This window comes from Kitasatospora sp. NPDC015120, from assembly GCF_043080305.1.
Lineage (GTDB): Bacteria > Actinomycetota > Actinomycetes > Streptomycetales > Streptomycetaceae > Kitasatospora.
Genome location: NZ_JBIBVJ010000002.1, coordinates 795,335 through 809,568, shown reverse-complemented (window position 1 = coordinate 809,568; position 14,234 = coordinate 795,335). Strand labels below are relative to the sequence as shown.

Genomic DNA, 14,234 nt, shown 5'->3' with positions numbered 1-14,234 from the left:
GGCGCCCGGGCCGGGCCGGGAGCCCGGCCGGGAGCCGCGCGGCGGGACGGACCGCGTCGCGCGGCGGCGGCCGGCTCCACTCATGACCTTTTCATCATCAGATCATCACAACTACGATGAGTTCCCGTGGGCATGATCGATCGTCATCTCCAGGTCTGCGTCATCGGCGCCGGTCCTCGCGGCCTCTCGGTACTGGAGAGGCTCTGCGCCAACGAACGAACCGGGCCCGGCGGGGCCACCGTCACCGTGCACCTGGTGGATCCGGCACTCCCCGGCCCCGGCCGGGTCTGGCGCACCGACCAGTCCCGCCACCTCCTGATGAACACGGTGGCCTCGCAGATCACCGTGTACACCGACGACAGCGTACGCATCGAGGGCCCGGTCGAACCCGGTCCGAGCCTGTACGAATGGGCCCGATCGCTTGCCCGTGAGGGCGGTTCTCCGGACCATCCGGCCCGCCACGACGCCCTGACGCTGGCCGAGGCCGCCGCGCTCGGCCCGGACACCTACCCGACCCGCGCCTTCTACGGGCACTACCTGCGCGACGCCTTCCGGGCCGTGGTCGCCGCCGCACCGCCCACCGTCACCGTCCGGGTGCACCGCTCCCGGGCGGTCGCGATGGCCGACGCGCACGGCTTCCCCGGCGGCCCGCAGGGCGTCCGGCTGGAGGACGGCACCCGGCTGAACCGGCTGGACGCCGTCGTGCTCGCCCAGGGCCACGTCCCCGCCCGGCTCACCCCGCGCGAGGAGCGCACCGCCGGCCTGGCCCGGATCCACCACCTCGACTACCTCACCCCCGCCAACCCCGCCGACGTGCAGGTCACCGCCCGTCCCGGCCAGAGCGTCCTGCTGCGCGGCCTCGGCCTCAACTTCTTCGACCACATGGCGCTGTTGACGCTCGGCCGCGGCGGCCGCTTCGAGCGGGTGGACGACACCCTGGTCTACCGGCCCTCCGGCGCCGAGCCGAAGCTCTACGCCACCTCCCGGCGCGGCATCCCGTACCACGCCCGCGGCGAGAACGAGAAGGGCGCCCACGGGCGCCACCTGCCCCGGCTGCTCACCACCGAGGTGGTCGCCGGGCTGCGCGAACGCACCCGCCGGGGCGAGCCGGTGCGCTTCGCCACCGACCTCTGGCCGCTGGTCTCCCGCGAGGTGGAGGCCGTCTACTACGGCGCGCTGCTCACCGCCGGGGGCCGCGACGCCGAGCGCGAGGCCTTCACCGACCGGTTCCTGACCGCCGCCGACCCGGCCGCGGTGCTGGACGCCTTCGACGTCCAGCCGGACCGCCGGTGGTCCTGGGACCGGCTCGCCCGCCCGTACGCCGGGCGGGAGTTCACCGACCGCGCGGACTTCCGCGACTGGCTGCTCGGCCATCTGCGCCAGGACGTCGCCGAGGCCCGGGCGGGCAACGTCAGCGGCCCGCTGAAGGCCGCCCTGGACGTGCTGCGCGACCTGCGCAACGAGATCCGGCTGGCGGTCGACCACAGCGGCATCGACGGCGTCTCCTACCGGGACGACCTGGACGGCTGGTACACCCCGCTGAACGCGTTCCTGTCGATCGGCCCGCCGGCCGAACGGATCGAGCAGCTGATCGCGCTGATCGAGGCCGGCGTGCTGGAACTGCTCGGCCCCGGCACCGAGATCAGGATCGACCCGGTCGACCCGGCGTTCACCGCGCACTCCACCACCGTCCCCGGCCCGCCGGTCCGGGCCTCGGTGCTGGTCGAGGCCCGGCTGCCCGAGCCGGACCTGCGCCGTACCGACGACCCGCTGCTGCGCCACCTGCTGGACACCGAGCAGTGCGCCCCCTACCGGATCCCCGGCGAGTCCGACGGCGGCTACCAGACCGGCGGACTCGCCGTCACCGAGCGGCCCTACCGGCTGCTGGACGCCCGCGGCCGGGCGCACCCGCGCCGCTTCGCGTACGGCGTGCCGACCGAGTCCGTGCACTGGGTGACCGCCGCGGGCATCCGTCCCGGCGTCGACTCGGTGACCCTGGGCGACTCCGACGCCATCGCCCGCGCGGTGCTGGCGCTCTCCCCCGCGCCCGAGTGGCCCGCGGTGCCACCGCCCCGCGACGGCGGCGAGGGCACCGACGGCGCCGCCGGGACGTTCCCGCTGAACGGGACCGGAGGGACCGGCCACACCGGAGGCACCGACCGGCCCGGCCCCGCCCCGTCCGACCGGTCCGACGAGACCGACGAGACCGAACCGAGAGGCGTCGTCGTATGACCGACCAGCACCCCGACCCGGCCGGGTCGGACACCGACTCCGGACTGCTCTCGCCCGTCCGGGCCGGGACCCCGGTCGAGGCCGCCGTCTCCGACCGCGCCTGGCTCCAGGCCATGCTGGACGCCGAGGCCGCGCTGGCCCGCGCCCAGGCCGGGCTGGGCACCGTGCCCCCCGCCGCGGCCGCCGCGATCACCCGGGCCGCCCGGGCCGAGCACTTCGACGTCCGCGCCCTCGCGCTGGCCTGCCGGGAGACCGCCAACCCGGTGGTCGGCCTGGTGCAGGCGCTGAGCCGGGTGGTGGCCGCCGAGGACCCGGCCGCCGCCGAGTACGTGCACCGCGGTTCCACCAGCCAGGACGTCCTGGACACCGGCGCGATGCTGGTCGCCGCCCGGGCCCTGCGGCTGATCCGGGCCGACCTGGACCGCACCGCCCGCGCGCTCGCCGCGCTGGCCGCCGGGCACCGTGACACCCTGCTGGCCGGCCGCACCCTGGCGCTCCAGGCGGTGCCCACCACCTTCGGCCTCAAGGCGGCCGGCTGGCGGCAGCTGGTGCTGGACGCCGACCGCCGGCTCGCCGCCGTCCTGGCGGACGGCCTGCCGGTCTCGCTCGGCGGCGCCGCCGGCACCCTGGCGGGCTACCTGGAGTACGCCCGGCTGGACGGCCCGGACCCGGACGTCGAGGCCGGCGACTACCTGGACCGGCTGGCGGAGGCCTTCGCGGCGGAGACCGGTCTGGCCCGCCCGGTGCTGCCCTGGCACGTGCTGCGCACCCCGATGGCCGACCTGGCCGCCGCGCTGGCCCTCACCGCCGGGGCGCTCGGCAAGATCGCGGTGGACGTGCAGTCGCTGACCCGCACCGAGGTCGGCGAGGTGGTCGAGCCGGCCGTCACCGGACGCGGCGCCTCCTCGGCGATGCCGCACAAGCGCAACCCGGTGCTGTCCACCCTGCTGCGCAGCGCCGCCCTCCAGGTGCCGGTGCTGGCCGCCGGGCTGGCCCAGTGCCTGGTCACCGAGGACGAGCGCTCCGGCGGGGCCTGGCACGCGGAGTGGCTGCTGCTGCGCGAGTGCCTGCGGCTGACCGGCGGCGCCGCGCACACCTCGGTGGAGCTGGCCGAGGGCCTGCTGGTCCGCCCGGAGCGGATGCGGGCCAACCTGGAGCTCACCGGCGGACAGCTGGTCTCCGAGCGGATCGCCGCGCGGCTGGCGCCGAAGCTGGGCAAGGCGCAGGCCAAGCAGCTGCTGACCGACGTCTCGCTGACCGCCGACCGGGAGGGCCGGACGCTGGCCGAGGTGCTCGGCGGGCGGCCGGAGCTGGCCGGGCACTTCACCCCGCGGGAGATCGCCGCGCTGTGCGACCCGGCCGGGTACACCGGTGCGGCCGGCGCCCTGGTGGACCGGGCGCTGCGGGACTGAGCGCGCCTGCCGGGGCCGTCCCGGCAGGCGTCCCAACCGCGCCTCCCGCCCCGGGCGATGACGGCCGGTCACCCGGGGGCTAGGGTGTCGACCGTGGACGAACTGACCTTCCGCGCGAAGGACCGGTACCGCTGGTCATGGCCTTTCGCCGTCGTGGCCGGGACCGCCGTCTTCGCGGCCGGCGTCCGGGTCGTGCACGACTTCGGCACGACACCCCTCTTCTGGGCGGTCGGCGCCCTCCCGGTCCTCCTCCTCGCCCGGCTGCCGGCCCGCGGGTCGTGGAGCACGGTGGGAGCCGCCGGGATCACCGTCCACGGGCCCTTCACCCGGCGCGGCCGCACCTACCCCTGGCACGAGGTCCGGTGGATGGAGGTGTACCGGCAGGAGACCCGGTTCGGGACGTACCGGACCCTGCAGATCCACTTCGCCAACGGGCGCAGCCGTTTCCTGCCCGGGCTCGTCCAGAACCACTCGCACCCCTCCCCCGACTTCGAGGAGCAGGTGTACCGCGTCCGCGCCTGGTGGCAGCTGAGCACCGACCCGGCCGACCGGGTCCGCCCGCCGAAGAAGTTCCTCGACCTCCCGACCTCCCAGCTGGTGGGCCTGGTCGCCCTGCTCGCCCTCGGCCTCGCCCTCCCGGCGGTCATCCTGCACACCTGGTAGGAACGCCCCGCCCTCACGCACCGCATCCGTCCCGGTCCGGACGGTGAGCGCGGCACCCCGGACCGCCGTTGGCAGCGGACGGGCGTCCCCTGTGACACTGGAGTCGCTCGAAAACCGAGGTGCGCTCCGCCGCATCTCCTTGCGAACCTAGAGGGATGCCCGCCGTGAGTTCTCCCGCAGTCCAGTCCGCCGCCGAGTCCGCCCCGGGCGACGGGCCCGGCATCGGCGAGCTGGCCGCGCGCCTGCCCGAGCTGACCCTGCGCGACCAGGTGCGGATCGGCCGCCGGCTGGACGGCGCGCGCCGGGTCCGCAAGCCCGAGGCCCGCGCGAAGATCGCCGCCGAGATCGCCGCCGACGTCGCCAGGGCCGAGCTGCTGGTCGAGCGCCGCCGCGCCGCCGTGCCCGCCATCGACTACCCCGCCGAGCTGCCGGTCAGCCAGAAGAAGGACGAGATCCTCGAAGCCGTCCGCGACCACCAGGTGGTGATCGTGGCGGGCGAGACCGGCTCCGGCAAGACCACCCAGATCCCGAAGATCTGCCTGGAGCTGGGCCGCGGCGTGCGCGGTCTGGTCGGCCACACCCAGCCCCGCCGGATCGCCGCCCGCACGGTGGCCGAGCGGGTCGCGGAGGAGCTGCGCAGCCCGCTCGGCGAGGCGGTCGGCTGGAAGGTCCGGTTCACCGACCAGGTCGGCCCGGACACCCTGGTCAAGCTGATGACCGACGGCATCCTGCTCGCGGAGATCCAGACCGACCGCGAACTGCGCCAGTACGACACCCTGATCATCGACGAGGCGCACGAGCGCAGCCTCAACATCGACTTCCTGCTCGGCTACATCAAACAGCTGCTGCCCCGCCGTCCCGACCTCAAGGTGATCATCACCTCGGCGACCATCGACCCGGAGCGGTTCTCCCGGCACTTCGAGGACGCCCCGATCGTCGAGGTCTCCGGCCGCACCTATCCGGTCGAGGTCCGCTACCGCCCGATCGTGGACGAGGCCGGCGAGGACGGCGACGCCGACGAGGCGGACCGCGACCGCGACCAGATCCAGGCGATCTGCGAGGCCGCCGAGGAGCTCCAGGCCGAGGGCCCGGGCGACATCCTGGTCTTCCTCTCCGGGGAGCGCGAGATCCGCGACACCGCCGACGCGCTCGCCAGGCTGAAACTGAAGAGCACCGAGATCCTGCCGCTCTACGCCCGGCTGAGCTCCGCCGAGCAGCACAAGGTCTTCCAGCGCTCCTCCTCCCGCCGGATCGTGCTGGCCACCAACGTCGCCGAGACCAGCCTCACCGTCCCCGGCATCAAGTACGTGATCGACCCGGGCACCGCCCGGATCTCCCGCTACAGCCACCGCACCAAGGTCCAGCGGCTGCCGATCGAGGCGATCAGCCAGGCCAGCGCCAACCAGCGCAAGGGCCGCTGCGGCCGCACCTCGGACGGCATCTGCATCCGGCTCTACTCGGAGGAGGACTTCCTCTCCCGCCCCGAGTTCACCGACGCCGAGATCCTGCGCACCAACCTGGCCTCGGTCATCCTCCAGATGACCGCCGCCGGCCTCGGCGACATCGCCGCCTTCCCGTTCCTGGACCCGCCGGACTCCCGCAACATCAAGGACGGCGTCAACCTCCTGCACGAGCTGGGCGCGCTCGACCCGGAGGAGAAGGACGTCCGCAAGCGGCTCACCCCGCTCGGCCGCAAGCTGGCCCAGCTCCCGGTGGACCCGCGGATGGCCCGGATGGTGCTGGAGGCGGACAGGAACGGCTGCGTGCGCGACGTCATGGTGATCGCCGCGGCGCTCTCCATCCAGGACCCGCGCGAGCGCCCCGCCGAGAAGCGCCAGGCCGCCGACGAGCGGCACCGCCGGTTCGCCTCGGAGACCTCCGACTTCCTCTCCTTCCTGTCGATGTGGCGCTACGTGCGCGAGCAGCAGCGCGAGCTGTCCTCCTCCGCGTTCCGCCGGATGTGCAAGGCCGAGTTCCTCAACTACCTGCGGATACGGGAGTGGCAGGACATCTACTCCCAACTGCGCACGGTCGCCAGGCAGCTCGGCGTCACCATCGAGGAGGCGCACGACGACGCCGAGCCGGACGCCGACCGGATCCACCAGTCGCTGCTGGCCGGCCTGCTCTCCCACCTCGGCCTGTACGACGTGGAGAAGCGCGAGTACGGCGGCGCGCGCGGCGCCCGGTTCGCGGTCTTCCCCGGCTCCGGCCTGTTCAAGAAGCCGCCGCGCTGGGTGATGTCCGCCGAGCTGGTGGAGACCTCCCGGCTCTGGGCCCGGATCAACGCGAAGATCGAGCCGGAGTGGGTCGAGCCGCTGGCCGGGCACCTGGTGAAGCGCAGCTACAGCGAGCCGCACTGGGAGAAGAAGGCCGGGGCCGTCATGGCCTTCGAGAAGGTCACCCTCTACGGGGTGCCGGTGGTCGCCCAGCGCAAGGTCAACTACGGCCGGATCGACCCGGAGCTCTGCCGCGAGCTGTTCATCCGCAACGCCCTGGTCGAGGGCGACTGGGAGACCCACCACCGCTTCTTCGCCGAGAACCGCAAGCTGCTCAGCGAGGTCGAGGAGCTGGAGAACCGGGCCCGCCGCCGGGACATCCTGGTCGACGACCAGACGCTGTTCGACTTCTACGACGGCCGGCTGCCCGACGACATCGTCTCCACCCGGCACTTCGACTCCTGGTGGAAGCAGGCCCGCCGGGAGCAGCCCGACCTGCTCAACTTCGAGAAGTCGATGCTGATCAACGACGCCGCCGACGGCGTCGCCGAGGCCGACTACCCGGACTACTGGCAGCAGGGCGCGCTCCGCTTCAAGCTCACCTACCAGTTCGAGCCGGGCAGCGACGCGGACGGCGTGACCGTGCACATCCCGCTGCCGGTGCTCAACCAGGTCACCGCGGAGGGCTTCGACTGGCAGATCCCCGGCCTGCGCGAGGAGCTGGTCACCGCCTGGATCAAGGCGCTGCCGAAGGCGGTGCGTCGCAACTTCGTGCCCGCCCCGGACTACGCCCGCGCCGCGCTGCGCGAGCTGAGGAACCACCAGGAGCGCCAGGAACCGCTGCTGCCGGCCCTGGAACACGCCCTGAAGCGCCTGACGGCGGTCACCGTGCCCCCGGAGGCCTGGGACGGGGAACGCGTCCCCGAGCACCTCAAGGTGACCTTCCGGGTGGTGGACGGCCGCAAGAAGCTCGCCGAGTCCAAGGACCTGGAGGACCTCCGGCTGCGGCTCAACCCGAAGCTGAAGGAGACGCTCTCCTCGGCCGCCTCCGGCCGGGGCATCGAGCGGTCCGGGCTGACCGCCTGGCCGGAGGACCTGCCGGTGCTGCAGCGCACCTTCGAGCAGCGCTCCCGCGGCCACTCGCTGCGCGCCTACCCGGCGCTGGTGGACGAGGGGGAGACGGTCGGCATCCGGCTGTTCGACACCCCGGAGGCGCAGGAGGCGGCGATGTGGGAGGGCACCCGGCGGCTGCTGACGCTCTCCACCACCTCGCCGGCCAAGTCGATCCAGGGCCGGCTGGGCAACCAGGCCAAGCTGGCGCTGTCGTACAACCCGCACGGCTCCGTCCCGGCGCTCTTCGAGGACGTGGTGGCCTGCGCCGCGGACCGGCTGATGACGCTGGCCGGCGGCCCGGCCTGGGACGGGGCGGCGTTCGGCGTGCTGCGCGACAAGGTCCGGGCCGACCTGTACGACCTCTCGGCGGACACCACGCTGAAGACGGCCACCGCGCTGATCGCCTTCCACAAGGCGTCGACCCGGCTGAAGTCGGTGAGCAGCCCGGTGCTGCTGAACGCGGTGAACGACATCCGGCTGCACCTGGCCTCGCTGGTGCACCCGGGCTTCGTCACCGAGACCGGCTGGCAGCGGCTGCCGGACCTCAAGCGCTACCTGCTGGCGGTGGACCGCCGGCTGGAGGCGCTGCCCAACCACCCGCAGCGCGACGCCCAGCAGCTGCTGAAGGTGCAGCAGGTCCAGCGGGCCTACGGGGAGCTGCTGGCGGCCGTGCCGGCCGGGCGGCGGCCGTCCCCGGAGGTGCGGGCGATCCGCTGGATGATCGAGGAGCTGCGGGTCAGCTTCTTCGCACAGTCGCTGGGCACGCCCTCGCCGGTCTCGGAGAAGCGGATCACCAAGGCGATGGAGGCGGCCAGGGCCACGCTCTGAGCTGCGCCGGGGGCCCCCGGGGGCCGGTTCGGAGCCGGTTCGACCTGGGGCCCCCACATGGGCTACGATCTGTCTTGTTCGCAGCGCGGCCCGCAAGGGAGAGCGGAGCGGACGGATCAGGAACACTCTGGTCCCGTGGAGCAGTTGGTTAGCTCGCCACCCTGTCAAGGTGGAGGTCGCGGGTTCAAGTCCCGTCGGGATCGCCGTAGGCGAAAGGCCCGGAACCGTTTGGTTCCGGGCCTTTCGCGTTTCCCGGTCCGGCCCTTTTACCCGGACTAGGTCTAGACCACAAGTGACCGTGCGTGTGATGGTCGTCACCCGCCTTTCCCGGGAACCGCCCGTTCGGACACCCTTCCCAGAAGCCACTAATTTAATATGTAAAATTGTACTGCTATTCACAGTAAATCCCCCCCACCTCTCCCCCCTCAAATCGTTATCCGGAGTTCAACATTCCGGGGTGGATCGCATCAGTACGACAGTCCTGTAGAACGAACTCCCGCGAGGGTGCGCCGGGACAAACAAAGGGGCTGCTTACCGGACCCGGCGGAGTCCGGTAAGCAGCCCCTTCGAAAGAGCCTTGGGCGTTCGACCTGTCAGGCCTCGGTGCGCTGCGCCGGAATACCGGCCAGCAGGGCGCGCACCTCCGCCTCACGGTAACGGCGATGGCCGCCCAGCGTGCGGATGGACGTGAGCTTGCCGGCCTTGGCCCAGCGGGTCACGGTCTTGGGATCCACACGGAACATGGTGGCGACCTCTGCCGGAGTCAGCAGGGGCTCGGCATCGGGGGTACGAGCGGTCATGAGCGGCCTCCTCGGGAGAACCGAACCAGGGCGGTTCTATCCTTCAAATTCTGCACCTTGGCCCGCGATGCCCGAAATGGCATAGACGGGCCGAGTCGGTTATAGGACGAACGGCTTGTCCTGGTGTCTACAACTACACCATCCGTCCAGCCCTATCGACCAAACCGCCAAAATTGACCCCTCACGGGTTCAAGCCCGGCGGATGGCGATGGACCACCCCATAACGGGCGGTCACCCTATAGTGACATTCGGTTACGAGGGGACCAGACCCGCCGTTTCCCCGCAAAGCACGCATCGACTCCAGAACCACCCAAAAGTGGGCACGCTCACGTGAACTTGGGCTGGTTGTCCCATTTTTGCACATAGGGGTGAGTTCGCGTCAACAGTGAGTAGTGTCACGTTCGACAGGTATTGACCCGAACCGGGACCTTGGTCATACGGCTCGGGCCGTAGGACTCTTACAGTCTTACAAGTACCACCGACGCCTGCTCCGGCCAGCGGTGACGCCTCCTCAGCCGCCTCGCGCCCGGCCGCACCCGTGCCCGTGGCCGCCCGCACGCGGCCCGCCCGGCTCAGTTCGCGTGGCGCAGCGCCAGCACCTGCCGCCAGCGCACCGTCAGCGCCTCGTAGGCCCGCAGCGCCTCCGCCGCGTCCCCCGCCCGCAGCGCCCGCAGCCCGTCCTCCAGTTCCCCCGCCGAACGGTCCGCCAACAGCCGCTCCGGCCCCAGCAGATGCACCAGCCCCCCGTAGTCCAGCTCCACCAGCGACCGCGGATGGAACTCCTCCAGCCACCGCCCGACCTGCTCCGCCCCCCGCACCAGCTCCCCTTCCGGCACCGCCTCGCGCAGCGCCCGGTACGCCCGGGCCACCCGGCGGCGCGCCTGCGCCATCGGCGTCAGGTAGAACAACGACGCCCGGTCCCCCCGGACCCCTTCCCCCTCCTTCTCCCCCGCCCCTGCGGGAACGAAGCATCGATCCTCGTCCCCGAACGGCAGGAACCACCGCACCGGCACCTCCCACCGGCTGGTGAGGATCCACGGCCGGGCGTCCGGGTGGTCCGCCCGCCAGCGCTCCCGGTCCGCCTCCGCCTCGGCCCGGGTGGCCGGCGGCAGCGCGGTGTCCAGCAGCGCCACCGGCGCCCCGGCCCGCAGTTCCTCCAGCGCCTGCCAGTTGCGCAGCCTGGTCGCCCACGGGCAGATGTACAGCACCCCGTCGACCAGCCGGACGAAGGCCCGCTCGCTCTCCCGCTCCGGCAGCGCCCGCGGGGTCCGGCCGACCAGCTCGGCCAGCGCCGTCCGCTGCTCGGCCAGCGCCGCCGCGGCCACCGAGCGGCCCGCCTCCGGCGCGTCCGGGCCGTGCTCCGCCGCGTAGACCTGCCAGTGCTCCCGCTCGGGCTCCGGGTAGGCGGCCAGCGGCTCGTAGACCCGCAGGTGCGCGGCGTAGGGCGGCAGCACGGAGGTACGCACGACGGTCACGTCCTGCATCGTCGCACGCACCCCCCGCCGCCCGGGAGTCTCCGGCCGCCGCGGGCCGGCGGGCGCCGGGCGGCGGCGCCGTCCGCGGACACGTCCCGGGGACCCGAACGGGCTGCTGGCGCCCCCTTCGTCTCACCCCTCGGACAACCGGCCCGAGCTTCGTCAAGGGTGCGGATCGGCGGCGCCCTCGGGGCTACGCTTCGCCCTAGGCGCCCGCACCACAGCAAGCGGGCCTCGAATACTGGAGTCACCACAGTGACCGACGTACAGACCGCCGCCCCCACGCACCCCGTACCCGGCGTGCTCGGCAGGATCTTCGGCACCACCCAGGACGGCGCCACCGGCGACGGCCACGAGCAGGTCGTGCTCTGCCACGACCGCTCCTCCGGGCTGAAGGCGATCATCGCCATCCACTCCACCGCGCTGGGCCCGGCCCTCGGCGGCACCCGCTTCTTCCCGTACGCCTCCGAGGAGGAGGCGCTGGAGGACGCGCTCAACCTCTCCCGCGGCATGTCCTACAAGAACGCGCTCGCCGGCCTCGACCTCGGCGGCGGCAAGGCCGTCATCATCGGCGACCCGAACAAGGACAAGAACGAGGCGATGCTCCGCGCCTACGGCCGCTTCGTGGAGTCGCTGCGCGGCCGCTACATCACCGCCTGCGACGTGGGCACCTACGTCCAGGACATGGACGTCGTGGCGCGCGAGACCGAGTTCGTCACCGGCCGCTCGCCCGAGCACGGCGGCGCCGGCGACTCCTCCATCCTGACCGCCTTCGGCGTCTTCCAGGGCATGCGCGCCTCCGCCCAGGCCCGCTGGGGCCAGCCCACCCTGCGCGGCAAGCGGGTCGGCGTGGCCGGCGTCGGCAAGGTCGGCCACTACCTGGTCGGCCACCTGGTCGCCGACGGCGCGACCGTCGTCGTCACCGACGTCTCCGAGGCCGCCGTCAACCGGGTGCGCGCCGCCCACCCGGAGGTGGAGGTCGTCGCCGACACCGCCGCACTGCTCCAGGCCAAGCTGGACGTCTACGCGCCCTGCGCGCTCGGCGGTGCGCTCACCGACGACAGCGTGGCCGCGCTGGGCGAGCACGGCACCGTCGTCGTCTGCGGCGCCGCCAACAACCAGCTGGCCCACCCGGGCGTCGAGAAGGACCTCGCCGACCGCGGCATCCTCTACGCCCCGGACTACCTGGTGAACTCCGGCGGCGTCATCCAGGTCGCCGACGAGATCGACGGTTTCAACTTCGAGCGCGCCAAGAACAAGGCGACGAAGATCTTCGACACCACCCTGGAGATCTTCACCCGGGCCGCCGCCGACGGCGTGCCGCCGGCCGTCGCCGCCGACCGGCTCGCCGAGAAGCGGATGCGGGAGATCAGCGCGCTGCGCTCGGTGCTGCTGCCGGGCGCCCGCCGGGGCTGATCCCCGCCGGAGCGCGAGCGGACCCCGGCCCGGTGACCGGCCGGTGACCGACCGGTGCTGCGCGGGGGGCGTCCCCATCCGTCCCCCGCGCATCACAATGTGGAACCGGATTCTCACTTCTGCACCCGATCAGGTGATCCAACGTCCCCCTTGGGGGGATAATCGGTGGGGAAACAACGGACCTGAGACACCTGCGGACCGCGTGCAGAAAGCCGCAAAACCTCCCCTGACCTGGGACGACCTGGTCGCGGGTGCGGTTGGTACGCGCCACGTCACACCGACGACGTACCGTCCAGCGGCAGAAACAGGTACCGTTGATGCTCCAAGGGACGGTTCTCCCCATTCGGGCAGGCCGCTCCTGATCATGAACACGTGTCAGACTCGGGGCCGTGAGCCCCATCGTTGAGGGGGTCGACCCATGGGGCGCGGCCGGGCCAAGGCCAAGCAGACGAAGGTCGCCCGCGAGCTGAAGTACAACAGCGGCGGGTTCGACGCCAATCGTCTCTCCAGCGAGCTGGGCGTATCGCCCTCCACCTCCCCGATCGAGCCGGAGCCGATCGAAGAGGACGAGGACGACGACCCTTACGCGGAGTACGCGGCTCGTTACGCCGATGACGGCGAGGACGACGACACCGAGTCGGGTACCGGGCCCTCCCAGGCCCGCCGTCGCGCGTAGTCTCCCAGTCTGACCGGACCGGCTCCGGTGCCCAGCGCACCGGAGCCGGTCTTCGGCGTTCCCGCACGACCGCACCGGCGGGCCCGCCCCGGACGGCGCGGCGGGCGGACGCGAAGGGCCCCTCCGGCGGTGCCGGAGGGGCCCTCGTGCGTCACCGGAGGGGCTCAGCCCGCCGTGAAGCCCTCGTAGGCGTTGTAGAGGGCCGCGCCCTCGGTGTGCTCGTCGGTGCGCTCGACGATGTCGCCCAGCACCCAGGACTCCACGCCGCGGTCCTCCAGGACCGCCAGCACGGCGTCCACCGAGTGCGGCGGGACGACCGCGACCATGCCGACGCCCATGTTGAGCGTCTTCTCGATCTCCAGGGTGGCCACCTTGCCGACCTCGGCGACGGTGCGGAAGACCGGCAGCGGGGTCCAGGTGCCGCGGTCCAGGCGGGCGTGCAGGCCGGCCGGGATCACCCGGGCCAGGTTGGCCGCCAGGCCGCCGCCGGTGACGTGCGAGAAGGCGTGCACCTCGGTCGCCCGGATCAGCGCCAGGCAGTCCAGCGAGTAGATCCGGGTCGGCTCCAGCAGCTCCTCGCCGAGCGTGCGGCCGAACTCCTCGACCTTGCGGTCCAGCTTCCAGCCGGCCTGGTTCAGCAGCACGTGGCGCACCAGCGAGTAGCCGTTGGAGTGCAGGCCGGAGGCGGCCATCGCGATCACCACGTCGCCCGCCCGGACGCGCTCGGCGCCCAGCAGCTCGTCCGCCTCGACGACACCGGTGCCGGCGCCCGCGACGTCGTACTCGTCCGGCCCGAGCAGGCCGGGGTGCTCGGCGGTCTCGCCGCCGACCAGGGCGCAGCCGGCCAGCGCGCAGCCCTCGGCGATGCCCTTGACGATCGCGGCGACCCGCTCCGGGACGACCTTGCCGACGCAGATGTAGTCGGTCATGAACAGGGGCTCGGCGCCGCACACCACGATGTCGTCGACGACCATGCCGACCAGGTCGTGGCCAATGGTGTCGTGCTTGTCCATGGCGGCCGCGAGGGCCACCTTGGTCCCCACGCCGTCGGTGGCCGAGGCCAGCAGCGGCCGCCGGTAGTCCTTGAAGGCGGAGACGTCGAAGAGGCCGGCGAAGCCGCCGAGACCGCCGACCACCTCGGGGCGGTTGGCCTTCTTCACCCACTGCTTCATGAGCTCGACGGCGCGGTCGCCCGCCTCGATGTCGACGCCGGCGGCGGCGTAGGTGGCGCCGTTCTGGTCGGTAGTCACTGCTGTGCGGCCCTCTCGGGTCTGTGGTGGGGGTTGGAACGGCGGTGGGGGGGCGGGGGGGGGGCCCCCCCCCCGGGGGGGGGGTTGGGGGGGGGGCGCGCCGGGGGGGCGCCCGGCCCCCCCCGCCGCGCAGCGGCGGCCGCCCCGGAGCTG

At 72.8% G+C, this 14,234-nt stretch carries 9 protein-coding genes and 1 tRNA gene; 7 read left to right on the top strand and 3 right to left on the bottom strand.

Going from position 1 to position 14,234, the window contains the following annotated elements; genetic code table 11:
* Nucleotides 1-132 precede the first annotated feature (132 nt).
* From ACF1AK_RS08360 to ACF1AK_RS08340, 5 genes are all read left to right on the top strand, one after another.
* Complete coding sequence (locus ACF1AK_RS08360) at nt 133-2,232, top strand: FAD/NAD(P)-binding protein (protein WP_391497938.1); 2,100 nt, start codon at nt 133-135, stop codon at nt 2,230-2,232.
* Complete coding sequence (gene pcaB, locus ACF1AK_RS08355) at nt 2,229-3,644, top strand: 3-carboxy-cis,cis-muconate cycloisomerase (RefSeq protein ID WP_391497937.1); 1,416 nt, start codon at nt 2,229-2,231, stop codon at nt 3,642-3,644. The genes ACF1AK_RS08360 and pcaB overlap by 4 nt, the downstream gene beginning before the upstream one ends.
* 93 nt (nt 3,645-3,737) lie before the next feature.
* Nucleotides 3,738-4,307, top strand: a complete 570-nt coding sequence (locus tag ACF1AK_RS08350) for a hypothetical protein (protein WP_391497936.1) — start codon at nt 3,738-3,740, stop codon at nt 4,305-4,307.
* 155 nt (nt 4,308-4,462) lie between these two features.
* Nucleotides 4,463-8,464 (top strand): ATP-dependent RNA helicase HrpA, encoded by a 4,002-nt coding sequence (gene hrpA / locus ACF1AK_RS08345; protein WP_391497935.1) that lies wholly within the window; start codon nt 4,463-4,465, stop codon nt 8,462-8,464.
* Between the two features lie 129 nt (nt 8,465-8,593).
* Nucleotides 8,594-8,667 (top strand) — tRNA-Asp (locus ACF1AK_RS08340).
* A gap of 390 nt (nt 8,668-9,057) precedes the next feature.
* On the opposite strand, the gene bldC is transcribed toward ACF1AK_RS08340, so the two are convergent.
* Both bldC and ACF1AK_RS08330 read right to left on the bottom strand, forming a co-directional pair.
* On the bottom strand, nt 9,058-9,264 hold the full coding sequence (gene bldC / locus ACF1AK_RS08335) for a developmental transcriptional regulator BldC (RefSeq protein WP_014137253.1): 207 nt from the start codon (nt 9,262-9,264) through the stop codon (nt 9,058-9,060).
* A 572-nt stretch (nt 9,265-9,836) separates the two neighbouring features.
* The gene (locus tag ACF1AK_RS08330) at nt 9,837-10,748 is read right to left on the bottom strand and encodes a hypothetical protein (protein WP_391497933.1); all 912 of its coding nucleotides are present in this window, start codon (nt 10,746-10,748) and stop codon (nt 9,837-9,839) included.
* Nucleotides 10,749-10,994: 246 nt separating this feature from the next.
* On the opposite strand from ACF1AK_RS08330, the gene ACF1AK_RS08325 reads away from it, so the two are divergent.
* Both ACF1AK_RS08325 and ACF1AK_RS08320 read left to right on the top strand, forming a co-directional pair.
* Nucleotides 10,995-12,155: a Glu/Leu/Phe/Val dehydrogenase dimerization domain-containing protein gene (locus ACF1AK_RS08325; RefSeq protein WP_391497932.1), complete on the top strand. Its 1,161-nt coding sequence runs from the start codon at nt 10,995-10,997 to the stop codon at nt 12,153-12,155.
* 418 nt (nt 12,156-12,573) lie between these two features.
* Complete coding sequence (locus ACF1AK_RS08320) at nt 12,574-12,831, top strand: DUF3073 domain-containing protein (RefSeq protein WP_327679361.1); 258 nt, start codon at nt 12,574-12,576, stop codon at nt 12,829-12,831.
* A gap of 164 nt (nt 12,832-12,995) precedes the next feature.
* Here the strand turns inward: ACF1AK_RS08320 and purM are convergent, their stop codons facing one another.
* The gene (gene purM, locus ACF1AK_RS08315; protein ID WP_391497931.1) at nt 12,996-14,081 is read right to left on the bottom strand and encodes a phosphoribosylformylglycinamidine cyclo-ligase; all 1,086 of its coding nucleotides are present in this window, start codon (nt 14,079-14,081) and stop codon (nt 12,996-12,998) included.
* Nucleotides 14,082-14,234: the final 153 nt, after the last annotated feature.

Excerpts from the sequence above, each read along its gene's own strand:
- pcaB (WP_391497937.1), top strand. The coding sequence starts at position 2,229 with ATGACCGACCAGCACCCCGACCCGGCCGGGTCGGACACCGACTCCGGA.
- ACF1AK_RS08320 (WP_327679361.1), top strand. The coding sequence starts at position 12,574 with ATGGGGCGCGGCCGGGCCAAGGCCAAGCAGACGAAGGTCGCCCGCGAG.
- ACF1AK_RS08360 (WP_391497938.1), top strand. The coding sequence starts at position 133 with ATGATCGATCGTCATCTCCAGGTCTGCGTCATCGGCGCCGGTCCTCGC.
- ACF1AK_RS08330 (WP_391497933.1), bottom strand. The coding sequence starts at position 10,748 with ATGCAGGACGTGACCGTCGTGCGTACCTCCGTGCTGCCGCCCTACGCC.
- hrpA (WP_391497935.1), top strand. The coding sequence starts at position 4,463 with ATGCCCGCCGTGAGTTCTCCCGCAGTCCAGTCCGCCGCCGAGTCCGCC.
- bldC (WP_014137253.1), bottom strand. The coding sequence starts at position 9,264 with ATGACCGCTCGTACCCCCGATGCCGAGCCCCTGCTGACTCCGGCAGAG.